The organism is Burkholderia sp. Leaf177 (genome assembly GCF_001424345.1).
Taxonomy (GTDB): domain Bacteria; phylum Pseudomonadota; class Gammaproteobacteria; order Burkholderiales; family Burkholderiaceae; genus Caballeronia.
This window is the reverse complement of record NZ_LMPF01000002.1, coordinates 1-23,547: the sequence shown is the minus strand read 5'-3', so window position 1 is coordinate 23,547 and position 23,547 is coordinate 1. Positions and strand designations below refer to the sequence as shown.

The window sequence follows — 23,547 nt, the reverse complement described above, 5'->3', positions numbered from 1 at the left end:
ACGCGCCGTGATTTCTGATCGCGGCGCGTTTTTTTTCGAGGGTTCAAGACCGTCAATGGCCTTTGAAGAGATTCATGATCTCCTGGCGCTCTGCCGGCGCAACATCCGGCGGCGGCGGTGGCGGCGTCATGCCGCTTGGTCCCACACCGCCCACGGCGTCGCTCGAACCTTCGGCCGGATTCGCTGTGTCCATCCCGATACTCGCGACAAAACCATTGCCCGGGGTTTTATCGGCGAAGAACAGTTCTCCGTCAACGCTTGTCAGGCCGTCGGGCATTTCCATCGGCTGCTGCGGGATCTTGGCAAGCGCCCGCTGCATGAACTCGACCCAGATTGGCAGCGCAAGCTGCGCGCCGAACTCGCGGCCGCCGAGCGACTTCGGCTGGTCGTAACCCATCCAGGCGACTGCAACGAGTTGATGCTGATAACCGGCGAACCAGCCGTCCTTGGCGTCGTTGGTCGTACCTGTCTTGCCTTGCAAGTCATTGCGCTTCAGCACGTTCGTGCCCGAACCTGTGCCAGCGGTCGCGACCGAATGCAGCAAGCTGTTCATCACGTATGCATTGCGCGGTTCGAGCGTTTGCGGCGCGTTGTTGCCGGCGAGCAGCGGATTCGCACGCGATATCACCGTGCCGCGCGCATCGGCAATTTCACCGATCAAATACGGATTGATCCGTGAACCGCCATTGGCGAACACCGAATAACCGCCCGCCAGTTGCAGCGGCGTGACGAGACCCGCGCCCAACGCGAGCGGCAGATACGGCGGGGTTTTATCGGCATCGAAACCGAATTTTTGCGTGACGTAATCCTGCGCGTATTTCGTGCCGATGAACGACAGAATCCGGATCGACACCAGGTTCTTCGACTTCTGCAACGCAGTGCGCATGGACATGGGGCCATCGGGCTGATCGTCGTCCTTTGGTTCCCACGCTTGCTGACCTGGCGAGGTTGGCGGGAAATAAAGCGGCGCGTCGTTGATGATCGTTGCCGGCCCAAGTCCCTTTTCCAGCGATGCCGAATAGATGAACGGCTTGAAGCTCGAACCCGGCTGACGCCACGCTTGCGTCACGTGATTGAACTTGTTCTTGTTGTAATCGAAGCCGCCAATCAGCGCGCGGATTGCGCCGTCCTGCGGCACGAGCGAAACCAGCGCGCCCTCCACTTGCGGCAATTGCGTGATCGTCCAGTTATTCTTCGCGTCCTTCATCACACGCACAATGGAACCCGGCTTGATTTTCACCGCTTGCGGCGCGTTGCTGCGCAAACCGGTTGCGACAAATCGCAAGCCGTCGCCGGTGACCGTTGCCGGATCGGCGTTGACGAATTCGACTACGACCTGCTTCGGATTCACCGATGTCACCACGCCCGCGATGATGTCACCGTTATCCGGGTGATCGGCGAGTGCGTCGTCGATGGCTTCATCGCGATCATCGGGATTCGCGGGCAAGTTGACGAAACCTTCCGGCCCGCGATAACCATGGCGCCGCTCGTAATCCATCACGCCTTTGCGAACCGCCCGATACGCCGCGTCCTGATCGGCGGAATCGATGGTCGTCGTCACCGAGAAACCGCGCGTATAGGTCTCGTCCTTGTACTGCGCGTACATCATCTGCCGCACCATTTCCGCCACGTATTCCGCGTGCACGCTGTACTCGGTGCCCGCCACGCGCGCATGGAGTTCCTCGGCGCTCGCCTGATCGAATTGCGCTTGCGTGATGAACTTCAGGTCCAGCATGCGCTTCAGGATGTATTGCTGGCGAATCTTCGCGCGCTTCGGATTGACCACCGGGTTATAAGCCGATGGCGCTTTCGGCAAGCCTGCGAGCATCGCGCATTCGGCGAGCGTCAAGTCCTTCAGATCCTTGCCGAAATAAACCCGCGCCGCCGATGCAAACCCATACGACCGCTCGCCCAGATAAATCTGGTTCATGTACAACTCGAGAATCTGGTCCTTGCTGAGCGCGCGTTCGATCTTGTACGCAAGCAGCATCTCGTAGATCTTGCGCGTATAGGTCTTTTCGCTGGAGAGGAAGAAGTTGCGCGCGACCTGCATGGTGATCGTGCTCGCGCCCTGCGATGCGCCGCCGTGCAAGATGTCACTCACGCCCGCGCGCGCGATGCCGATGAAATCCACGCCGCCATGTTCATAGAAGCGGTAGTCCTCGATCGCGAGCACGGCCTTTTTCATCTGATCCGGGATTTCATCGAAACGTGCGATGCGCCGCCGCTCCTCGCCGAATTCTCCAATCAGCACGTGATCCGCGGTGTAGACGCGCAACGGCACTTTTGGCCGGTAATCGGTGATCGCATCGAGCGATGGCAGGTTCGGTCCCATCACCACGAGCGCGTAGCCCACGATCAATGCACCGACCACTGCCATGACCGCGATCAGCCCGACGAACCACAGCATCAGGCGCAATGCGATGGACGGCCTGGCGGGGGTGCGGTCGGAAGGTTGGCGGTATCGGTAGGGACCGTCTTGATCCCGGTCATCGCGTGGCGTGTTCGAGGAATTAGGTCGTTTGATGATTGGCATGACTGGATTTGAACGGTGCGCTTCTGGGGCGCCCGGTGCGCCACGCCAACCCGCCGCGTGACGATGAATGTTGAGGCTTTCAGAGAGCCATGAGCCCTTTGCGCCTTGAAGCCGAATGTGCAGTTGTCGTCATCATCGATGAGTACGGCGGTTCAGGTTTGCGCTGAACCGCGTATTGCACGCCGATGTCCCCGGACACGCTGCGCGTTCCTGTGGCGAGGTTGTTATAGCGTTGTAAGGAAACTTTCAACGGCAACAGCCCCGCACGCAATGACAGCGCATTTTAAAGAATTTGAGAGACGAGCACCGGGCGAGGCCCGATTTTTTTGTAAGTAAATCCATTGTAAGAACGCCTGTACCTAGACAAATCGTCAAGCGTTCCCCGCTTTTTATGTACGTAAGCGTGCTGCCGCACAGCGTGTCGAGCGGCCATTTATCATTCTCATCTGCAGAATGCAAGTTGCCGATGCGCCTGCCATTTAAAACCTGTCTCGCGGATGCCGCGCTCGCACATGCATACAAGCACGCGGCCGCGCCAAAACGATATGATGGATGCATTGATTGCGCGATTTTGCCTGACTCCGCGACCGCGGCGCACATTCGTGGCGCCGTCGTGCTGCTGATGGATGTCGACCGGCCGTGCTTGCGTGGCCCCTGCATGTGGAGGCGCTCATGACTACCAAACCCAGCGAACGCATCGTCGTCTTCGTAACCCCGGCGCAGAAACTTGCGATCACCAGCACCGCCGATGGCCTCGGCATCAGCGTCAGCGAACTCATGCGGCGGGCTGTTCTCGGGTTCAATGCAACGAGTGAGCAAGTCAAGGCCGCGGGACTTGTCGACAAGCTTCGCGCGCCTAAAACGCCTGATCCACTGAATGTCGTGCTCAGGCAAGTCGCCGAACGCGCCGCCGCGCGCGAGGCCCGAGATGCCGCACAAGTTGCCAGGGAAGCCAGCAGGCGTACGCTGGCAGCGGGGAAGGCGGAAGGCGTGGCACCAACAGACGCCGCGAAGGCGTCGAATGCATCGAACGCTTCAGACCCATCGGACGAAGACGCCTCCCTTTCGGGGCGAAACTGAACGCAAAGCGTCTCAAGCGCTCGCCACGACCCGCGTGGTAATGGCTACGGCGGCAGCACATGCGATTGCGCTCGCAACGGCGCCCCAAGCAATATCGATGAAAACGAGCGTCGTGCTCCAGCCCTTTAGCGTCGCCAAATTCGTCAGGTCGTAGGTTGCATACGCGACTATGCCGAACAGCGCGCCGCTGACCAGTCCGCGCATGACACTGTCTTCCGAGATGCCCGGCACGACGCAGAAATAAACCATTCCTATTATATAAATCACGTAGAAGATCACGGCCGCGTCAAAGTTCGGTTTGGGCAGCAGCAACTCCCCTATTTCACGCTGATAAATATTTCGCGAAATCAGGCCGAGCCAGATGGCGTCGAGTACCAGGAACACGACGGCGGTTACTGCAAACGCGACAATCAACGTCTTCGACATTAGCGATCCGATACGTTAAGCAAAGCGTGAAAGAAGTGTGGATTTTCCGGACGAGCGCACATGGTGTACCGTTGCGATTGGCGGGCTCGTTAAGTCCGGTTTAAGGCGGTGCGTGCTTTAATGTGCCGGTTAAGAAACGCCGGCGAAACGTCGGGCGGTGGTTCAGCGGAAAAGCTCGCAACAAAGTGTATCGACGAGCTTGCAATTCGCGCGCCCGCCCTGATTTACCCGACGCGCTGCAAAAACGAACGCCGCGTTTCGAGCAACTTTCACGCAGACGTTCATTGAATATTCATGAACGTTGCAGTACGGCTTGCTAAGGGCATTTCCCCGAAGCACCGAATCATTTTTCAGGAGGAAACTCATGTCGCTTTTGGATTCCATCTCGCGCACGGTCAAGGGCCTGCTGAACGACGCCGCCGACACCGTGCAGGACCCGTCGCGAGACGCTCGTCAGATCGTGCGCGAACTCGACGACAGCATCGCGAAAGCCGAAAACTCGCTGATCGAAATCGAGGCACAAGTCGCCACGCAGCAGAGCAAGCGTGACGTCGCGGCCGAAAAAGCCAGGAAGTACGAAGAAGGCGCAAAGCGCGCGCTGCAAGGCGGCGACGAAGCGCTGGCACGTGAAGCGTTGAGCGCACAAGCTAACGCTGAATCGGAGCGCGATGCATTGGCGGCCGAACTGGCAACTTTGGTGCCGTCGACAGATCATCTCAAGCAGCAGATCGAGGATATGCGCCAGCGCCGCAACGAGCTCAATTCGCGCTCGAACATCCTGCAGGCGAAGCAGCAGATTGCGACTGCAAAGGACGTCGCAGCAACCGCGCTCGGCGGAATTGGCGGCAAGAACCTGTCGGAAGACTTTCAGAAGCTGGAAGACAAGGTGCAGCTATCGAATGCGCGCTCCGATGCACGGCTTAACTCCGCCGATCAAAAAAGCGGCAAGGCGCTCGAAGACAAACTCGCGGCATTGACGCGCGGACCGTCTGTAGAAGATCGTCTGGAAGCGCTGAAGAAGCAGATCAATACGCCGGCGCAGTAAGCCGGTCTATGAGACGGCGCGGAACTTGCGCCGTCTTGTTGTACAGGTAGTTACTACGTTCCACGACGCAAAGGCCGATGCAAGGCATCGAACCATTGCGGGCAAGATCCGGATAATGCATCGACATGTCGCACGAAATGGAGACGGGTGCGAACGCCCCGGTCCGCTGATGAAAAAATATGTGATGGCAGTGGCTGCGTCGCTAATGCTGGTTTCGGCTGCGGCGTTTGCCGTTCCAAGCGCCGGCCAGATCGAACAGTCGATGACGCAAGGCAACTGGAGTCAGGCCGAGTCCCAGCTGAACGAAGTGATCCAGGCGCATCCGAACAATGCCAAGGCGCACTATTTGTACGCTCAGGTGCTCGATCGTGAAGGCCGCTCCGCCGACGCACTCGCCCAGATTCAACAGGCGAAAACGCTCGACCCAGCAATCAAGTTCACCGATCCGTCGCGTTTCAACGCTACGGAAACGCGGATTCGTTCCGATGCCGAACGTGTGAATTCACGCGCGAACGCTTCGACGAATGTCAGCCAGGATCGTTCGGGCAACGCGGTGACATCGGTTACACGTAATCCGTTCAACGAAGGCGCGGTAGCCGCGCCTGAAAAACATGGCCCGTCCATGGGCATGTGGATTTTGCTCGCAGTCGTGGTCGCCGGGATTGCGCTCGTGCTGCGCTGGGGTCTGAAGCGGGCGCGTTCGAATGAAAACGGTCAGGCCGATACCGATCGCCGCACGCAGCTCAAACGCGCCACAGAATTGCTCAACGACGTCCGCTCGCTCAAGCTCGATGTGCGTTTATCGACACAACCCGGTCACGAAGCGATGCTCAAGGAGGTCGAAGGCATCGAGACTCAATTGCGGCAGACGGTCGAAGCGTTGTCGAATTCGAAGAATCCCGTGCCGCCTTATGCGATCGAGGATTTGTCGAATCAGATCGACAGCGTGCGCGCGCGTTCTGAAGGACGCCCCGACCCACGCGCGGCGCCGGCTGCAAGCCCGAGCGATAACCAGTCGGTCTACGCGCAGGAAGCCGAACGTTTCGGGCGCACGCCACCGGGACAGCCGCCTTATTCGCCTTATCCGCAGCAACAACCGCCGGTCATCGTGCAGCAAGGCGGCGGCGGTTTTGGTGGCGGACTAGGCGGTTTGCTGGGTGGCGTGTTGCTCGGTGAAGCGCTTTCTGGCGGAAACCGGGAACGCGTGATCGAACGCGAAGTACCGGTCGATGTCGACGATGAGCTGCGTCGTCGCGGCGGCGGCAACAACAATGGCGGCGGCCTGGATTTCGGCAACGGCTCCAACGACTGGAGCGATGGCGGCGGCGGTGTCGATCTCGGCAGCAATGATTCAGGCAACTGGGATAACAACAGCTGAGGTGTTTCCTTGGTACGCCAAATAAAAAGCGCCGGACGATGCAAATCGTCCGGCGCTTTTTTCATCCGCCGCCGAGAAACCTCAGCAGCGCCCACAAGAACTTGAAGAAACCAACGACGAAATCCCAGATCCGCTCGAGTTGATCCCAACCGGCGACACGCAAAAGCGTCGCCAACATCATGTTTTACGGACGCCGTGACGGACGCGATGAGAAATCGAAACCAGCGGACAGAAGCGAGGCGACAGCGGCAGAGGAAAGTTCATATCCCGCATCATAGCCGCTGCGACCCGCGTCTCGCAGGAACGTGCCTGCCTCGCTGGTTCAGGCCGCGTCGCCGCCTTCCGGCTCGACCTCGTCCGTCAGCGCTTCTTCGAGGCGCTTGAAGATACGCTTTGTGGCGCCGCGCGCGTGAAGCGCGAACAACAACAGCGAACGTCCCGTCACCTGATACACGCCGCCCGAATCGAAGTCTTCGAGCTCTTCGCGGATTGGCGCGTTGGTATCGATCAGGCAACTCCACTGGTCGCTTCCCGGAATTTCCGGCAGCGTGAAATCGACGACGTCGTGATGTGCGTTGACAACGAGCAACAACGTCGCGTCCGATGCCGGGCGTCGAATGCCGGTTGCCTGAGCGCGGCCATCGATCACCAGGCCGAAGCAGCGCATGGCGGGATCGTCCCATTGCTCGGGCGTGAGTTCATCGCCCGATGGGCTGAACCACTTGACGTCGGCAACCTGAAGGTCTTCGTGGAATTCGCCAGTCAGGAAACGGCCACGGCGCAGCACCGGCAAGGTGTGACGCAAGGTCGTGAGCTTGCGCACGAAATCGTTGAGGGCTTGGCCGTCTTCATCGATATCCCAGTTCACCCAGCTGATGTCGTCGTCCTGACAATACGCGTTGTTGTTGCCTTGCTGCGTACGCCCGAATTCGTCGCCGGCGAGAATCATCGGCGTGCCTTGCGAGAACAGCAGCGTGGCCAGCATATTGCGTTTCTGGCGTTCGCGCAGTCCACGGATCTCGGGATCGTCGGTCGGACCTTCCACGCCGCAATTCCACGAGCGGTTGTCGGAGCTTCCGTCGTTGTTGTCCTCGCCATTCGCGTCGTTGTGCTTCTCGTTGTACGAGACGAGATCGTTCAACGTGAAGCCGTCGTGCGCGGTGATGAAGTTCACGCTCGCCCACGGGCGGCGTCCGCGATGGTTGAACTTGTCGCCCGATCCCGTGATGCGCGTTGCGAGCTCTGCCGCCACACCCTCTTCGCCCTTCCAGAACTCGCGCACCGTGTCGCGATATTTATCGTTCCATTCGGCCCAGCCCGGCGGAAAACCACCGACCTGATAACCGCCTGGGCCGCAATCCCACGGTTCGGCAATCAGTTTGACGCTGGAGAGAATCGGGTCTTGGCGGCAACTGTCGAGGAAACCACCGCCTTCGTCGAAACCGTAGGGCTCGCGGCCGAGGATGGTCGCGAGATCGAAACGGAATCCGTCGACGTTCATCTCCGTTACCCAATAACGCAGGCTGTCGGTGACCATCTGCAACACGCGCGGATGCGAGAGGTTGAGCGTGTTGCCCGTGCCGGTATCGTTGATGTAATAACGCTTGTCTTCCGGCAAACGATAGTACGAAGCGTTGTCGATGCCCTTGAACGAGAGCGTCGGGCCGCGTTCGTTGCCTTCGGCCGTGTGGTTGTAGACCACATCGAGTATTACTTCGAGCCCGGCTTCGTGGAAGCGGTCGATCATCTGCTTCAGCTCGGAGATCGCGCCCGGACCTTGCGCAAAAAAGCGCGGATCGGCCGCAAAGAAACCGATGGTGTTGTAGCCCCAGTAATTGGTGAGACCTTTGTCGGTGAGATGACTGTCGTTCACGAACGCCTGGATAGGCAGCAATTCCACCGATGTCACGCCAAGGCTCTTGATATGCTCGATCACTTCCTTAGTGCCGAGGCCCTCGAACGTGCCGCGCAGATTTTCTGGCACGGCCGGATGGCGCTTGGTGTAACCGCGCACGTGGGTTTCATAGAAGATGGTCTGTTCCCATGGCACGCGAACGCGTGTTGGGTGAACCCATGAAAAGCTCTGGTCGACGACCTGACACTTTTGCATGAACGGCGCGCTGTCGCGTTCATCGAAACTCAGGTCTTCGCCTTCGTCATCGAGCGTGTAGCCGAAGACCGCCGGATCCCATTTCAGCTCGCCAACGTGCGCCTTTGCGTACGGATCCAGCAAAAGCTTGTTCGGATTGAACCGATGCCCGTTTTCCGGTTCGTACGGACCGTGCACGCGATATCCGTAAACCGCGCCCGGTTTCAGGCCAAACAAATAAACGTGGAAAACTTCGTCGGTGTATTCAGGCAATTCGATGCGCTCGAGTTCCTTTTCGCCGTTTTCATCGAAGAGGCAGAGTTCGACTTTCGTGGCGTTCGCGGAGAACAACGCGAAGTTGACGCCCTCGCCATCCCAGGTTGCGCCCAACGGAAACGGCGAACCTTCGGCAATGCGGATATCGTGTGCCATGTATGCGAGTGTCCAGGTATTTAAGGTGATTTGATCTGTGGTTGCTGCGGTTTGCTTGAGTTCGGGCGCCCTAGAGAAGCATTGGACACGGGAAACAATCAGCTTCCAGATACAGTGCCCGGTGCGCCCACAGGAACACTTTCATAGCAGGTTGCGTGCCTGTAAAAGCAGAGACGATGCGGCCGATATTGGCCCGCATCGTGCTCAAAACCTAGTTCGATGCCTTATGCATCAAGGCATGTTGCTCGTTCCCATCGTTCTGGAGACATCTCCTTGACCACTCGCTCCGTCTCCGCTACGACCACGCTGGCCGGCACGTCCGATGGCACTGCCGAGGAAAGCCGGGCGCTCGGTCGGTCGTTGCGTGACAGCATTCCTTTCAGTGCACACGCCGGGCCGCAGGCCGAACGCGATCGTCCTGACCCCGTCGAGCGCGTGCTCGCGAACAACGCGGGCCGGCAAGAGCGGCTCGTGCCCTTGCGCATGGCGCGCATGGCGGTTTCGCCGTTCGCGTTCCTGCGAGGCGCGGCGAGCGTGATGGCCTGGGATCTGGCGCGAACGCCGTCCATTGGGCATCACGTGATGATCGACGGCGACGCGCATCTCAACAATTTCGGCCTGTTTCGCACGCCGCGGCAAGACGTGGTGTTCGACCTGAACGATTTCGATGAAACCATCGTCGCGCCGTGGGAATGGGATCTGAGGCGGCTGACGGCGAGCATCAACGTGGCAGCGCGGGAGAATGGTGTCGATACGAGCGGCCGCGAACGCGCCGTGCGTTCGGCCTGCGCGGGTTATCGGACAACGATGGCAGCGCTATGGCAGATACCCGCGTACGAGCTTTGGCAAATGCGTTCGTACGCAAGCGTGCTGCATATCGAAGCGCCCGTTGTGCTCGACGCCGCCGAAAAAGCGACGATCACAAAAGCCGTCGAACGCGCGACCAAGCGCAGCCACGCGACCATGCTTGCGCGCGTCGCGGAACCGGACGGCAAGAGCTGGCGATTTCGCGAAGATCCGCCCATTCTCACGCGGCTCGATAAAGCCGAGACGAATCACGTGATCGAGGGATTGCGCGAGTATATGCAAACAATCGCCGGCGAATGGCGCACGATGCTCGAACGCTACGATGTCGTCGATGTCGTGCATCGGGTAGTCGGAGTCGGCAGCGTGGGAACGCGCGCGTATTTGCTGTTGCTGCTCGGGCGCGCGCACGGCGATCCGCTGTTCATGCAGGTGAAGGAAGGCATCGTGCCGGCCGCCGCGCCCTTCGTGCCTGCCATGCCCGAGCCGTTCAATCACCAGGGACGGCGTGTCGTGCACGGGCAGCGCTTTTTGCAAAGTTCATCGGATCCATTGCTTGGATGGACGACCATTTCAGGTCGCGACTTTTATGTCCGGCAGATGAAAAACATGCGTGGTTCGATTCCCGTCGACTGGTTGCACGGTGCAACGTTCGATTTCTACGCGTGGTGCCTCGGCTTGTTGCTTGCACGCGCCCATGCCCGTACCGGCGATGCCGCGCTGATCGCCGGTTATTGCGGCAGCTCGGACCGGCTCGATGCGGCTTACGCACAATGGGCCGAGAATTACGGCACGCAGACCGTTGCCGATCACGCTGCGTTTGTGCAGGCAATCGCGGCCGGACGTGTGAAGGCGGCGGCGCCGGAAAAATCCTGACGATCGCGATGAAACTCTGTCCATCCGCTCCAGTTGCTTAAAAAAACCGGGGACGAACACGCAATCGATTCGCTATTATTGTCGGTATCCGTTTCAATTAATGCCGGTCTGATCGGCGCCGAACCCGCTTCAGCAGCGGTTCCGGCATCTGATTAGATTCAATCCAATGGCACATCCCTTGCTGCCGATTCTTATGAACTTAAACGGAGGAAGCAACGCATGAGCATGATTCAGGAATTCAAGGCCTTCGCCCTCAAGGGCAACGTGATGGATCTGGCAGTCGGTGTGATTATCGGTGGCGCGTTTTCTACCATCGTCAATTCGATCGTGAAGGATCTGATCATGCCGGTCGTCGGGCTGGCAACCGGTGGGCTCGATTTCTCGAACCTGTTCATCAAGCTCGGCGAGATACCGCCGACATTCAAGGGTAATCCCGGGTCGTACAAAGATTTGCAGACTGCGGGCGTCGCCGTGTTCGGCTACGGATCGTTCATCACTGTGTTGATCAACTTCATCATCCTGGCGTTCATCATTTTCCTGATGGTCAAGTTCATCAACAGCCTGCGCAAGAACGAAGCGCCCGCTCCCGCGCCCGCAACGCCGGAAGACGTGCTGCTGTTGCGTGAAATTCGCGACTCGCTAAAAGGTTCGCCGCGCATCTGAGGCGGTTTTTTAATCGACGTCCTGGATTGATTCAGGTCTGATACACAAAAGCCCGCGCTGGTTGCCGCGGGTTTTTTGTTTTCTGTATGCACTGTTGCAGCGACGCCGTTTCGTGACATTCGCTTGAATTTTCCTTGCGATTTTTGGCGCAGCGTCGTTTCGTAGGTCTATTATTGAGATATGAATGCCATGCGAGCCGCAGCAGGGTTTTCGGCGAAATTCGTGCGGCGTTGCACGAGAGGTCGAGTGACCCGGGTGCGGCGCCCTTATCCTGAATCGCCGTGAATCCACCACTTCGATGTGCTATAAAAGATCGACGTGTCCAGACAAACGAGCGGCCCGCCAGACGGGAGTGGCCGCATGAGGACGCTGCGTTTTTTGCAATTCTTTTTCAGGCGAATTTTTATGTCCTTCCCGAAAAAGCGTAGACGCGCGAAGGTCGATGGCGACGAGTCTTTCCTCGCCGTGCTGAGGCATTTCAAGCCGTTCGGCCAACTCGATACGAAGATCGCACGTGCGCGCGCGCAGGATGAACCGGTGTTGTATGCGCATGTCCTGCCGGGGCTCGATGTGCTTTTGTGCAGCATGCGAGGGGCGCAGCCGCCGTATCCGGCGGTGGAGGAATTGCATCGGCGGTGTGTTGAGTGCATTACCAATGCGTTGGAGCAGCCGCTCGATGGGCTTGAAAATGGCGGGTATTGGTATGAGGCTAATGGGTTTGGGTTTCTGGTTTTTGCCAGCCGGGCGCGGACGCAGATTTTGAGCGAGTTCGGCGCAACGGCGAGCGCCCGCGCGAGGCGGGGAGCGCGGCGGCAGGATGCGGGGGATGCTGCGTCACGGTTGAGGTAGGGCGGCGGCCAGGGGTTTTTTTGCTTTTTAGGGTGGGGACGTTTGGTTGTTGCTAGTCTTGTTTGCGCTGTTATCCACTGGCCGTGGTGGCAATTGTGCTGAAGGTTTGACTCTGGCGTTAGGTATTCTTAGCGGTCGGGGTTGATGCCGGGTAGCTGCTGCTTGAGCCTTTGCGGGTTTGGTTCTAGCCGACCTCTTTAGCACTGTTAGCCACTGTCCGTGGCGGCACTTTATTTCCCAGGGTTTGACGCTGGCGCTCGGGCGGTTGTTTGTAGTGGTCATGGTTAATGCCGGGTTGTTGCTGCTTAAGTCTTCGCAGGTTCTGTCTTAGCTGACTTCTTTATCACTATTAGCCACTGTCCGTGGCGGGACTTCATTTCTTTGTCCAACGGCGGCAAAGAAACGAAGCAAAGAAAACGCCTCCCAACCGCTAATTCTTAAGTGTCCACAGCGTGCAGTGAAAACTGCGTGGCACGCAAGAAGCACCCTCAGCGCATAACCCCGAATACTTGAAACCCTCCCCCTCCGTTCATGGCAATCCACACGCTTCGCCACCAGTGAGGGAATCCACTAACTAGGCCTCCGCGCCACGCGCGCTGGTGCCCAAATGGAACAGGTGGCAGTACTGGCGGTGAAGTCTGCGTTCAACATGGGGGAGCCGTTATCGGCTCAACCCTTTGTTATGCGTTGGACGGGTTCCGTATTAATCGATTCCGACGCCGGTGGCGAAGCGTGTGGGTATCTGTTGCCGGAGCGGGAGGGTTTCAACTGTTCTTGGATATGCGCTAAGGGTGCTTCTCGCGTACCACGCAGTTGTCACCGCACGCTATGGACACTTAAGAATTAGCGGTGGAGAGGCGTTTTCTTTGCTTCGTTTCTTTGTCGCCGTTTGGACAAAGAAATGAAGTCCCGCCACGGACAGTGGCTAACAGTGCTAAAGAAATCAGATAGCAAGAAACCCGCGAAGACTTAGAAAGCAGCAACTTGGCACTGACCCCGACCGCAAAGACAGAACCCGCGAAAGCCTAAACAGCAACCCAAACCACAACAACCCATCACCAGTCCAAAACCTCAACCGCTACCTTCCCTTAGGCTCAAGACTTGCTCCATCCCCAAAGCACATCTCAAGCCCCGCGCAGCGGAAAAGCCGAAAAAACCAGGAGAACCCATGACTGATCACGTCTACAAGCAAATCGAACTGACAGGCTCCTCCACCCAATCCAGCGACGATGCCGTGCGCGTCGCGCTAGAAAAAGCATCCAAAACACTTCGCAACCTGCACTGGTTCCAGGTCACCGAAACCCGCGGCCAGATCGAAAACGGCAAAGTCGCCTACTGGCAAGTAACCCTTAAAGTTGGACTGCGAATCGACGATTAAGATTAATCACGACGCAGACAACAAAGGCCGCGCTCCAGCCAGAGCGCGGTCTTTTCATATGACGTGAATGTTGACACGCAACAAGTAAGTCTTGCCAGCCAACAAACAAACAAACAGCAGCTTATTTCGGCAACGCGCCGTCCACCCCTTCAACGTACCAGTTGATCCGCTGCAATTCCGGATCGGACAGGTTCTTGCCAGCCTCAATCTTCACAGCCCCAGCCTGGTCTTTCACCGGTCCCATAAAGACATCCCATTTGCCGCTCTGCAGCTCCTCGCGCTTCGCCTGGACGGCTTGCATCGCCTTCGCGGGGACGACGGCGGTATTCATGTCTTCAATATCAACAGCCTTCTGCGGCATGCCCAACCATACCGGATCGGTCTTGACCTTCCCCGCCAAAAGCTGCTCGACCATCGTGTTGTAATACACGCCCCAGTGCGACACCACCGATCCCAGATGCGCGCTCGGACCAAACTTCTTCATGTTCGAATCCCAACCGAATGCATAGACCTTTTTCTCGGCGGCTGTTGCCAGCGTCGCGTTGGAATCGGTGTTCTGCAACAAAACATCGGCGCCCTGCCCGATCAGTGTTTCGGCCGCCTGCTTTTCCTTGCCCGGATCGAACCAACTGTTGATCCAGATGACCTTCGTATGAATCTTCGGATTCACCGAGCGTGCGCCCAGCGTGTACGCGTTGATGTTGCGGATCACTTCAGGAATGGGCACCGACGCCACGAATCCGAGCGTATTCGTCTTGGTCACGTAACCCGCTGCAACACCCGCGAGATATGCGCCCTGGTACATGCGGTTATCGTAGACGCCGAAGTTTTTCGCCTTCTTGTAACCCGTTGCGGTCAGGAACGTGATGTCCGGATAATCGCGCGCGACTTTCAGTTCGAAGTCCTGGTAACCGAAACTCGTCCCGAGGATCACCTTGTTTCCCTTCGCGGCGAGATCACGGAACACACGCTCGGAATCGGCCGATTCCGGCACGTTTTCCACGCGCGTGATCTTGATCTTGTTGCCGTACTTGGCTTCGATCTCCTTCGTGCCGGCATCGTGGGCGAAGGTCCAGCCTGCATCGCCGGGATTGGAGAGGTACACGAACGCAACGCCGGGTGCATCGGCGGCCTGCGCGGGGGCAGAAACCATCGTGGCCGAGAGCGCGAGCATGGTACTTACCGCGCCCGCCGCGCCCAACGTGTTCAGCCAGCTTTTCTTCATCGTGATTCTCCTGTCGATGTGTCGATGTTGTTTATGAAAGTCATGGTGCAAGGGAATCAAATAAACGCGCTCAGCTCGCCGCGAAAAACGGCTTGCCAAGCGACGCGGGAGCGTTGAGCTTGATCGTGTTCGGATTGCGCGAGATCAGCACCAGCACGACGATGGTCGCAAGGTACGGCAGCATCGCGAGAAATTGGGTCGGAACGGGCACGCCAATGGCCTGCGCGTAAAACTGCAGCGCCATCACTGCGCCGAACAGCAACGCGCCGATCAGCAACCTGCCCGGCCGCCACGTGGCGAACACGACCAGCGCGAGCGCGATCCAGCCGCGGCCGGAAGTCAACTGCTCCTGCCACAAGTGCAGGTAGACGATTGAGTAATAACCGCCCGCAATGCCCGCCATGCCACCGCCGAAAAGCGTCGCGGCGTAGCGCACGCCGACCACGGGAAAGCCGACCGAATGCGCGACCGATGGCGACTCGCCAACCGAGCGCAGCACGAGCCCGGCGCGTGTCTTGTAGAGGAACCAGCCGATGACGCCGAACATGATGAACGCGAGATATCCCAATGGCGTCAACGTGAAAAACGCCGGCCCGATCACAGGAATGGAAGCGAGGCCGGGAATGGGCAGGACGTCGATGGAAGCGCGCACCGCCGCCGACGTATAAGGCTTGCCTATATACGCCGAAAAGCCGATGCCGAATATGGTCAGCGACAAACCCGTGGCCACCTGATTGGCGAGCATGGTGATGGTGAGGAACGCGAACACGAGCGACATGAGCACGCCGGCGACGACCGCGCCCACGATGCCGAGCCACGGGTTGCCGGTGATCGCGGTGACGGCGTATCCGGTGACGGCGCCCATCAGCATCATGCCTTCCACGCCGAGGTTCAACACGCCCGACTTCTCCGCGACGAGTTCGCCGGCGCCGGCGTACATCAATGGAATGGCCGCGACAACCGCGCTGGATGCAAGCGAACTGGCTTGATTGATGTCCATGTATTTATCTACGAATGCGCATGCACGACGACCCGGCGGCGCACGCGATAGTTGACGAACAAATCCGCACCCAGGAGACAAAACAGCAGCAATCCCTGGAACACGCCGGCAAGCGCCTGCGGCAACTGCAACGATGTTTGCACTGCTTCACCACCGAGATACAGCAGCGCCATCAGAAGACTGGCCAGCACGATCCCGACCGGATGCAAGCGTCCGACAAACACGACGATGATCGCCGTGAAGCCATAACCCGGCGACCAGCCAGCCTGCAATTGTCCGATCGGCCCAGCGACTTCGCCCATGCCGGCCAACCCCGCCAGGCCGCCGCTCAAAAGCAGCGAGGTCCAGATGGCTTTTTTATCGGAGAAACCGGCGTAGCGAGCGGCCAGCGGCGCGAGGCCGCCCACGTTCATCCGATACCCCGCGAAGCTCTTGCGCATGAACAGCCACACGAGCGGAATCGCGATCACCGTCAAGAACACCGATGCGTTGATCCGCGTGCCCTTCAGCCACGCCCAGCCCCAGTCGCTGTAAAGGCGCGGGAATTGGGCGGCATCGCTGAACATGGCGGAGATCGGAAAGTTCATGCCTTCGGGGTCGCGCCACGGACCGCTCACCAGATAGATCAGCAACTGCGTGGCGACGTACGTGAGCATCAGGCTCGTCAGGATTTCGTTGGTGTTGAACCGGCTCTTGAGCAATGCCGGAATCGCGGCCCATACCATGCCGCCGATCACACCGCCGATCATCATCAGCGGAAGGATCCACCAGCCGGTGGCATCGGGGAGATGAATCGCAATGCCACCCGCCATGATCCCGCCGAGCAGCATTTGCCCTTCGGCGCCGATGTTCCAGACGTTCGCTCTATATCCAACGGCCAAACCCAGCGCGATCAGACACAGCGGCGACGCCTTCAAAACAAGCTCGGACCAGCCATTCACGTTCGACAACGGTTCGATAAAAAACCCGTGCATCGCGCGCAAGGGATCTTGTCCGACGAACGTGAAAATCAGGAAGCCGATGATCAGCGTCAGCACCGCGGCGACCACCGGCACGGCGAGCTGCATGGCGCGCGACGGCGTCGGCCGCGCTTCGAGTCGATACGGAAAATTCATGATGTCGGTGCCGTGGTGTCGAGGGCGACGGGTTCGGCGCGATTGCCATCGAAGAGACCAGCCATGAAGAGGCCGATTTCTTCCGCGTTGGTAAGACCGGTTTCACGGACCGGCGAAAGTTTGCCGCGCGCGAGGACGGCCAGGCGGTCGCAGATATCGAAGAGTTCTTCCAGTTCCTCCGATATCACCAAAATCGCCACGCCGCGCGCGGCCAGGTCGAGCAGTTGTTGCCGGATGAAACCGGCAGCGCCGACATCGACGCCCCAGGTGGGTTGCGCGACGACGAGCACCTTGGGCTCCTGCAAGATCTCGCGGCCCACGATGAACTTCTGCAAGTTCCCGCCCGACAGGCTTTGCGCAAGCGCGCCATTGCCGCCGCAGCGGACGTCGAAGGCGCTGATGCAACGGTCGGCGAACGCGCGCATCGACTTCGTGCTGATCCAGCCGCCGCGCACCATGTGTTCGCGATGGCCGGTCAGGAGCGCGTTTTCTGCGAGCGACATGGCCGGCACCGCGCCGCGTCCGAGCCGCTCTTCGGGCACGAAAGCGAAGCCGAGTGCGCGCCGGCCGCCGGCGCTGTATCGCGCGGCTGGTTGGCCGACGATGGTGATGGCATCGGGCGCAATATGCTTGTCGCGGATCTCGCCCGAGAGCGCGGCCAGCAACTCGGCTTGTCCATTACCCGAAACACCCGCAATGCCAAAGATCTCGCCTGCATGCACTGCGAACGAAACGTCCTTGAGCGACGTGCCAAATGGATCGGCGCTTTCCACCGACAGGTTCTTCACGGCGAGTTTCACATCGCCGGGATTGTGTGCGCGGCGCGTGTAGTCGGGCAGCGAATGCCCGACCATCAGCTGCGCGAGCGACGCGTGCGTTTCCTTGCGCGGATCGACACTTCCGGTTACGCGACCACCGCGCATCACCGTTGCGGTCTGGCACAGCGCCTGGATTTCATCGAGCTTGTGGCTGATGTAAAGAATGCTGCATCCCTCCGATGCCAGCCGCCGAAGCACCGTGAAAAGCTTCTTCACTGCTTGCGGCGTGAGCACCGAAGTAGGTTCGTCCATGATCAGCAAGCGCGGATTCTGCAGCAGGCATCGAACGATTTCCACGCGTTGCCGCTCGCCCACTGCCAGGCTATGCACATGGCGTTGCGGATCGACATCGAGTCCGTAATCCGCCGACACCTCGCGAATGCGTTTGCTCAAGCTCTTCAGGTCGAATTTATCGTCGAGCGCCAGCGCGATGTTCTCGCCGACGGTGAGCGTATCGAACAGCGAAAAATGCTGGAACACCATGCCGATACCCAGCTTGCGCGCCGCCGCCGGACTGCCGATCTCGACCGTCTCGCCGTTCCACTGAATCTCGCCCTCGTCCGGCCGCACCGCGCCGTAGATGATCTTCATCAGCGTGGACTTGCCCGCGCCGTTTTCGCCGAGCACCGCGTGGATTTCGCCCGGCTCGACAACGAGCGTTACGTCGTCATTGGCCTTGACGGCAGGATATTGCTTGCTGATGCCGCGTAGCGCGAGGCGCGGAACGCGTGCATCGCCGGGCTGGATGGATGAGGAAATAGCGTCGCCCATATGGACTCAGAAAGTGCGGAAATTGCGCAAAACCGGGGTGACCGGTATGGGAGCAACGGAAACATGCAGTCTGCGAGGAAAAGATACCCAAAACGGTGCGGGGCGTCGATTGCTCAAAATAGTGCGCGCGATAAGTTCACTCCGAAGTCACTTCCAAGCAACAACCCGCCGTTGCAGCGGCTGCAACGAACGCGCTCGGGGTATGTCTGGCTTGACGCCACAAATGTGTCATATTAAAAACAATATGTCCCGCACCCTGGTCTATCAGCTAGACCGTATATTGGAGAAAACATGAGTCAGCAACGCGAAGCAATCGATACTTACTTGTTACGCGTCCTGCACACCCTTCTCATGGAACGCAGCGTCACGCGCGCGGCCGTGAAGTTGAATCAGTCGCAACCGGCCATCAGCGCGGCGCTCAGGCGTCTGCGCGATATCACCGGCGATCCGCTGCTCGTGCGCGGCAAGGCGGGCATGGTCCCGACCGAATACGGCCTGCGCCTGCTCGAACCGACGCAAAACGCGCTGCGTGAGATTGAGCGCATCAAGGTCCAGCAACATAATTTCGAGCCATCGACTTCCGTCCGGTGTTACCGGATTGGCTGTCCGGATTACCTGAACGTGCTGTTCGTGCCTACCGTTGTCGAGCGTTTTCGCATCGCCGCGCCTAACGCCACGCTCGAGTTTCATTCGCTCGGTCCTGCTTTCGACTACGAACTTGCGCTGGAAGAAGGCAAGCTGGACATAGTCGTGGGCAACTGGCCCGAACCGCCTGAACAACTGCATTTGTCGAATCTTTTTGTCGACAAGATCGTCTGTCTGGTCAGCTCCAATCATCCGTTTGCACGTCGCGGTGCGCTCACGCTCGACCAGTATCTGAACGCGCCGCATCTCGCACCAACGCCTTATTCAGTCGGTCAGCGTGGTGCAATCGATGTTCATCTTGCCCGCGAGCGCCTGAAGCGCCATGTGGTCGTCACGTTGCCGTACTTCAACCTCGCGCCGTACGTGCTGATCAAGTCGGATCTGGTGTTCACGACCACACGGCTTTTCGCCGATCACTACGCGAAGTTCCTGCCGCTGACCGTGGTGCCCGCGCCGCTCGATTTCCCGCCAATGCAGTACTACCAGTTGTGGCACGAGCGCTGTCATTACTCCGACGAAGTGCGCTGGCTCCGTCACCTCGTCGCCGATGCCACGCGCTCGCTGATCGACGTGCCTTGACGCTTCGTCTTAGCGCGCCATTTCCATCAGCGTTCCAGCCAGCCGGTTATGACGCTCGACGATCGGACCCAGATCGACGGTCGTCAACTGACCGTGACGCACGACCACTTGCCCATCGATAACACTTGTCGAGACCTGCGACGGCGCGCAAAAAACGAGCGCCGCAACGGGATCGTGCAGCGCGCCGGCAAACGCGTGATGGCTCAGATCGAAGGACACAAAATCCGCCGCCATGCCGGGAGCCAACGCGCCTATGTCGTCGCGGCCCAGCACTTTCGCTCCGCCAAGCGTCGCGATTTCCAGGGCTTCGCGCGCGCTCATGGCGTCGGGCCCGAAACCCACGCGTTGCAGCAACATGGCTTGCCGCACTTCGGCGACCATCTGCGCGCCATCATTCGATGCCGATCCATCCACGCCTATCCCCACGCTCACGCCTGCGTCGCGCATTGCACGAATGGGCGCAATGCCTGACGCCAGCCGCATGTTTGAACACGGACAATGCGCTACGCCCGTTCCCGTGCGCCCGAACAATTCGATACCCGCGCGATCCAGCTGCACACAATGCGCGTGCCACACGTCCGGCCCGACCCAGCCGAGATCTTCCGCATATTCGGCCGGCGACATGCCGAACTTCTCGCGGCTGTAGGTCACGTCGTTCACGTTCTCGGCGAGATGCGTATGCATCGACACGCCATATTCCCGCGCCAGCACCGCCGAATCGCGCATCAGTTCGCGGCTGACCGAGAACGGCGAACACGGCGCCACGACTACACGCAGCATCGCGTAACGGTCTGCGTCGTTATAGGTTTCGATCAGGCGTTGCGTGTCTGCAAGGATCGCGTCTTCTTTCTCGACGACCGAATCAGGCGGCAATCCACCATCCTTCTGCCCGACGCTCATGCTGCCGCGCGCCGCGTGAAACCGCATGCCGATCTGCTGCGCCGACACGATGCTGTCATCGAGCCGCGCGCCGTTTGGATAAATGTAGAGATGATCGCTCGACGTGGTGCAACCCGAAAGCAGCAACTCGGCCATGGCCGTCAGTGTCGATACCTCGATCATCTCGGGCGTGAGGTTCGCCCAGATCTTGTACAGACTGGTGAGCCAGCCGAACAGCTCGGCGTTCTGCGCAGCCGGCACGGCGCGCGTCAGGCTCTGATACATATGGTGATGCGTGTTGACGAGCCCCGGAATCACCAGATGGCCCGACATGTCGAGCACTTCATCCGCTTCTTGCGGCAACTCGCTCGTCGGACCAACAGCCACGATCCGGTTTCCCTCGATGAACAATCCGCCATCGCGAATCTCGCGGCGGCCCTCGTCCATGGTTACGAGCACCTGCGCGTTTTTCACCAGCAAGGTCTTTTGCTTCTGCTGCATGTCGATCTCCGCTACGTCACTGTTTTTCCGAGGGCGCAAAGATATCACTCAACCTTGCGCATTGACCCGGTTACCCAGCGTCGATCGCCGTCTTCGGGATGCCAGCCAGCCGCGCTGTGCAAGGCCTCACTGTCGCTAGCCAAAAAGCCGCTGACAATGCGAACGCCGCCATAGTTGTCTTCACAGACTCAATATGATCGTGAATTTTGGCGCGGGTAGCATCGGCGGGAAGCGATGAAAAAGGGTTGGAACGGCTGAACACCGTAGCGTCGGGATTCAGGGTTTTCGCTCATGTGCTGCGGATTATCTTGCTTATCGCGGGCGTTATGATCACGGCAACTTTTTACAATGCTGAACACGGCGCGCATCCACTCACGCCGACGGGTATGTAGCCACGTTTGTGGAGCCTCGATCCGCCGCACAAGTCTGTTTCAGACGGTTCGATGCGCAGCCGCTCCTCGCACACTACAAGGACAACGCGAATGGGCAAGCTAACAACCCACGTACTCGATACCGCGCACGGTCGCCCCGGCGCCGGCATCAAAGTCGAACTCTTCGTTCTCGCCGGCGATACCCGGCGCCCTCTTCTCACCACGCACACCAACTCCGATGGCCGTTGCGACGCTCCGTTGCTGCAGGACGATGCATTCGTCACCGGCGAGTACGAACTCGTGTTTCACGCCGGCGATTACTTTGCAGCCAATGGCGTGACGGTGCCCGAACCGCGTTTTGTGGATTGTGTGGTGCTGCGTTTTGGAATCGCCGATGCCACCTCGCACTATCACGTGCCGCTGCTAGTGTCCCCGTGGGCATACAGCACGTATCGCGGCAGCTGAGGTTCATTGGAGTTTCGTTCGAGAGCTGGCCTTCGAGGCTTGATTAAAGAATTCGTGGTGGAGACGTTTCATGCAAGGTTTTATTGTTGACTGGCTGAATCTCGCGTTGCGCTGGCTGCACGTGATCGTGGCGATCGCGTGGATTGGCGAGTCCTTTTATTTTGTAGCGCTCGATAACAGCCTAAAACCGGCGAAGGATCCCGCCGCTACAAAGCGCGGTGTATTCGGCGAGTTGTGGCACGTGCACGGCGGCGGCTTCTACAACATGCAGAAGTACACCGTCGCGCCGGAAAACATGCCCGAGGATTTGCACTGGTCGAAATGGCCGTCCTACACCACGTGGATGTCTGGTTTCGGACTGTTCATGGTGCTGTATCTGTTCTCGCCGAGCACGTATCTCATCGATAAAAATGTGCTCGACATGGGACCCGTGGTTGCTGTTGCGTCGGCGTTGGGGTTCTTGCTCGCCGGCTGGATTGTGTATGACTCGCTGTGCCGTTTGCTCGGGAATCGCGACCGGTTGCTCGGCATTTGTGTTGGCGCTTATGTGATCATCGCGGCGTGGCTGGCATGTCATGTTTTTGCCGGACGCGCGGCTTACCTGATTACGGGCGCGACGCTTGCCACGATCATGTCGGCGAATGTGTTTTTCGTGATCATTCCCGGCCAGCGCAAGATGGTCGATGCCATGCTCAAGGGCGAAGTGCCTAACGCCATTTATGGCAAGCGCGGCAAGCAGCGTTCAGTTCACAACACGTATTTCACGCTGCCGGTGGTGTTCGTGATGCTGTCGAATCACTACGCGATGACGTACACGCATCCGTATAACTGGGCCGTGTTGCTGATCATCATGCTGGCCGGTGCGCTGATTCGACAGTTCTTCGTGATGCGGCATCGCGGGCAAGTGTTGTGGTATTTGCCGGTGATCGGGGTGTTGCTGATGTTTGGTGCGTTTGCATGGACCATACCGAAGGCTGTGCCGACTGTTGCGCCAGTGGCAGGCGCGCCCGGGATTCATGTGGCGGATATCGAGCCGATCTTGCAGCAGCGGTGTGCGACTTGTCATGCTGCGCATCCTACGATGATGGGCGCCGCGCCGGCGGGGGTTTTGCTCGATACGCCGGAGGCTATTTCCATGAACGCTCAGCGGGTTTATCAGCAGGCAGTTGTGCTTAAGGCTATGCCGCTTGGGAATGTTACGCAGATGACCGATGCGGAGCGGGCCAAGATCGCTGCTTGGTTTCAGGGCGGGGCTTTGAAGTAGGTTTTGTTTGTACTCGAGGTCGGGTGCGCGGGGCTTGGGCGGTTTTGCAGCTGTGGCTGGGTTAGTGCCAAGGTTGCTGCTGATTAGGCTTTCGCGCGTTTTGTTGTGGATTATTTTTCTAACGCTGGTAGCCACTGCCCGTGGCGGAATTCATTTCTCAGGTCTTTGACGCTAGCGCTTAGGCGGGTGTTTGTAGCGGTCAAGGTTCATGCCGGGTTGCTGCTGTTTAAGTCTTCGCGAGTTTCTTGTTATCTGAATTCTTTAGCACTTCTAGCCACTGTCCGTGGCGGGACTTCATTTCTTTTTCCAACGGCTGTTTAGACCGGAGACATGGTTGACACTTGTACGGGGACATAGC

Annotated in this window: 18 protein-coding genes; 10 read left to right on the top strand and 8 right to left on the bottom strand. The window is 58.9% G+C overall.

Annotated elements, in window-relative coordinates; translation table 11 throughout:
* Positions 1 to 52 precede the first annotated feature (52 nt).
* Positions 53 to 2,536, bottom strand: coding sequence for a penicillin-binding protein 1A (locus tag ASG35_RS03845; RefSeq protein WP_056353023.1), 2,484 nt, complete (start codon positions 2,534 to 2,536; stop codon positions 53 to 55).
* Between the two features lie 672 nt (positions 2,537 to 3,208).
* Between ASG35_RS03845 and ASG35_RS03835 the strand changes: the two genes are divergently transcribed.
* Positions 3,209 to 3,616: a plasmid mobilization protein gene (locus ASG35_RS03835; RefSeq protein ID WP_056353019.1), complete on the top strand. Its 408-nt coding sequence runs from the start codon at positions 3,209 to 3,211 to the stop codon at positions 3,614 to 3,616.
* Between the two features lie 12 nt (positions 3,617 to 3,628).
* Here the strand turns inward: ASG35_RS03835 and ASG35_RS03830 are convergent, their stop codons facing one another.
* A complete protein-coding gene (locus tag ASG35_RS03830; protein WP_056353016.1) occupies positions 3,629 to 4,042 on the bottom strand; it encodes a DUF2177 family protein in 414 nt (137 codons plus the stop codon).
* A gap of 364 nt (positions 4,043 to 4,406) precedes the next feature.
* On the opposite strand from ASG35_RS03830, the gene ASG35_RS03825 reads away from it, so the two are divergent.
* Positions 4,407 to 5,087 carry a PspA/IM30 family protein gene (locus ASG35_RS03825; RefSeq protein ID WP_056353014.1) on the top strand — a complete coding sequence of 227 codons (681 nt, stop codon included), beginning with the start codon at positions 4,407 to 4,409 and terminating at the stop codon, positions 5,085 to 5,087.
* Positions 5,088 to 5,256: 169 nt separating this feature from the next.
* Positions 5,257 to 6,465 carry a tetratricopeptide repeat protein gene (locus ASG35_RS03820; protein ID WP_056353715.1) on the top strand — a complete coding sequence of 403 codons (1,209 nt, stop codon included), beginning with the start codon at positions 5,257 to 5,259 and terminating at the stop codon, positions 6,463 to 6,465.
* 322 nt (positions 6,466 to 6,787) lie between these two features.
* Here ASG35_RS03820 and glgX read toward each other — a convergent pair whose 3' ends face one another.
* Complete coding sequence (gene glgX / locus ASG35_RS03815; RefSeq protein WP_056353012.1) at positions 6,788 to 8,986, bottom strand: glycogen debranching protein GlgX; 2,199 nt, start codon at positions 8,984 to 8,986, stop codon at positions 6,788 to 6,790.
* A 273-nt stretch (positions 8,987 to 9,259) separates the two neighbouring features.
* Here glgX and ASG35_RS03810 point away from each other — a divergent pair, with 273 nt between their 5' ends.
* The 4 genes from ASG35_RS03810 (at position 9,260) to ASG35_RS03795 (ending at position 13,556) form a co-directional block, all read left to right on the top strand.
* Positions 9,260 to 10,666, top strand: a complete 1,407-nt coding sequence (locus ASG35_RS03810) for a DUF2252 domain-containing protein (protein ID WP_056353010.1) — start codon at positions 9,260 to 9,262, stop codon at positions 10,664 to 10,666.
* A gap of 219 nt (positions 10,667 to 10,885) precedes the next feature.
* The gene (gene mscL / locus ASG35_RS03805) at positions 10,886 to 11,329 is read left to right on the top strand and encodes a large conductance mechanosensitive channel protein MscL (RefSeq protein ID WP_056353007.1); all 444 of its coding nucleotides are present in this window, start codon (positions 10,886 to 10,888) and stop codon (positions 11,327 to 11,329) included.
* 360 nt (positions 11,330 to 11,689) lie between these two features.
* Entirely contained in the window at positions 11,690 to 12,178 is a 489-nt protein-coding gene (locus ASG35_RS03800; RefSeq protein WP_056353006.1) for a hypothetical protein, read from the top strand.
* A gap of 1,168 nt (positions 12,179 to 13,346) precedes the next feature.
* Positions 13,347 to 13,556, top strand: a complete 210-nt coding sequence (locus ASG35_RS03795) for a dodecin (RefSeq protein WP_056353004.1) — start codon at positions 13,347 to 13,349, stop codon at positions 13,554 to 13,556.
* A gap of 121 nt (positions 13,557 to 13,677) precedes the next feature.
* Here the strand turns inward: ASG35_RS03795 and ASG35_RS03790 are convergent, their stop codons facing one another.
* The 4 genes from ASG35_RS03790 to ASG35_RS03775 all read right to left on the bottom strand — a co-directional run bounded on the left by ASG35_RS03790 (position 13,678) and on the right by ASG35_RS03775 (position 18,485).
* A complete protein-coding gene (locus tag ASG35_RS03790) occupies positions 13,678 to 14,781 on the bottom strand; it encodes a BMP family ABC transporter substrate-binding protein (RefSeq protein WP_056353002.1) in 1,104 nt (367 codons plus the stop codon).
* A 70-nt stretch (positions 14,782 to 14,851) separates the two neighbouring features.
* The gene (locus ASG35_RS03785) at positions 14,852 to 15,781 is read right to left on the bottom strand and encodes an ABC transporter permease (RefSeq protein WP_056353001.1); all 930 of its coding nucleotides are present in this window, start codon (positions 15,779 to 15,781) and stop codon (positions 14,852 to 14,854) included.
* 8 nt (positions 15,782 to 15,789) lie between these two features.
* Complete coding sequence (locus tag ASG35_RS03780) at positions 15,790 to 16,896, bottom strand: ABC transporter permease (RefSeq protein ID WP_056352999.1); 1,107 nt, start codon at positions 16,894 to 16,896, stop codon at positions 15,790 to 15,792.
* On the bottom strand, positions 16,893 to 18,485 hold the full coding sequence (locus ASG35_RS03775) for an ABC transporter ATP-binding protein (protein ID WP_056352997.1): 1,593 nt from the start codon (positions 18,483 to 18,485) through the stop codon (positions 16,893 to 16,895). Before ASG35_RS03775 ends, ASG35_RS03780 begins: the two co-directional genes overlap by 4 nt.
* Before the next feature lie 291 nt (positions 18,486 to 18,776).
* Between ASG35_RS03775 and ASG35_RS03770 the strand changes: the two genes are divergently transcribed.
* A complete protein-coding gene (locus ASG35_RS03770) occupies positions 18,777 to 19,709 on the top strand; it encodes a LysR substrate-binding domain-containing protein (RefSeq protein WP_056352995.1) in 933 nt (310 codons plus the stop codon).
* A 9-nt stretch (positions 19,710 to 19,718) separates the two neighbouring features.
* Here the strand turns inward: ASG35_RS03770 and ASG35_RS03765 are convergent, their stop codons facing one another.
* Positions 19,719 to 21,089 (bottom strand): 8-oxoguanine deaminase, encoded by a 1,371-nt coding sequence (locus ASG35_RS03765; protein ID WP_056352992.1) that lies wholly within the window; start codon positions 21,087 to 21,089, stop codon positions 19,719 to 19,721.
* A 482-nt stretch (positions 21,090 to 21,571) separates the two neighbouring features.
* Between ASG35_RS03765 and uraH the strand changes: the two genes are divergently transcribed.
* Positions 21,572 to 21,925, top strand: a complete 354-nt coding sequence (uraH, locus tag ASG35_RS03755) for a hydroxyisourate hydrolase (protein ID WP_056352988.1) — start codon at positions 21,572 to 21,574, stop codon at positions 21,923 to 21,925.
* Positions 21,926 to 21,995: 70 nt separating this feature from the next.
* Positions 21,996 to 23,189: a urate hydroxylase PuuD gene (locus tag ASG35_RS03750; protein ID WP_056352986.1), complete on the top strand. Its 1,194-nt coding sequence runs from the start codon at positions 21,996 to 21,998 to the stop codon at positions 23,187 to 23,189.
* Positions 23,190 to 23,547: the final 358 nt, after the last annotated feature.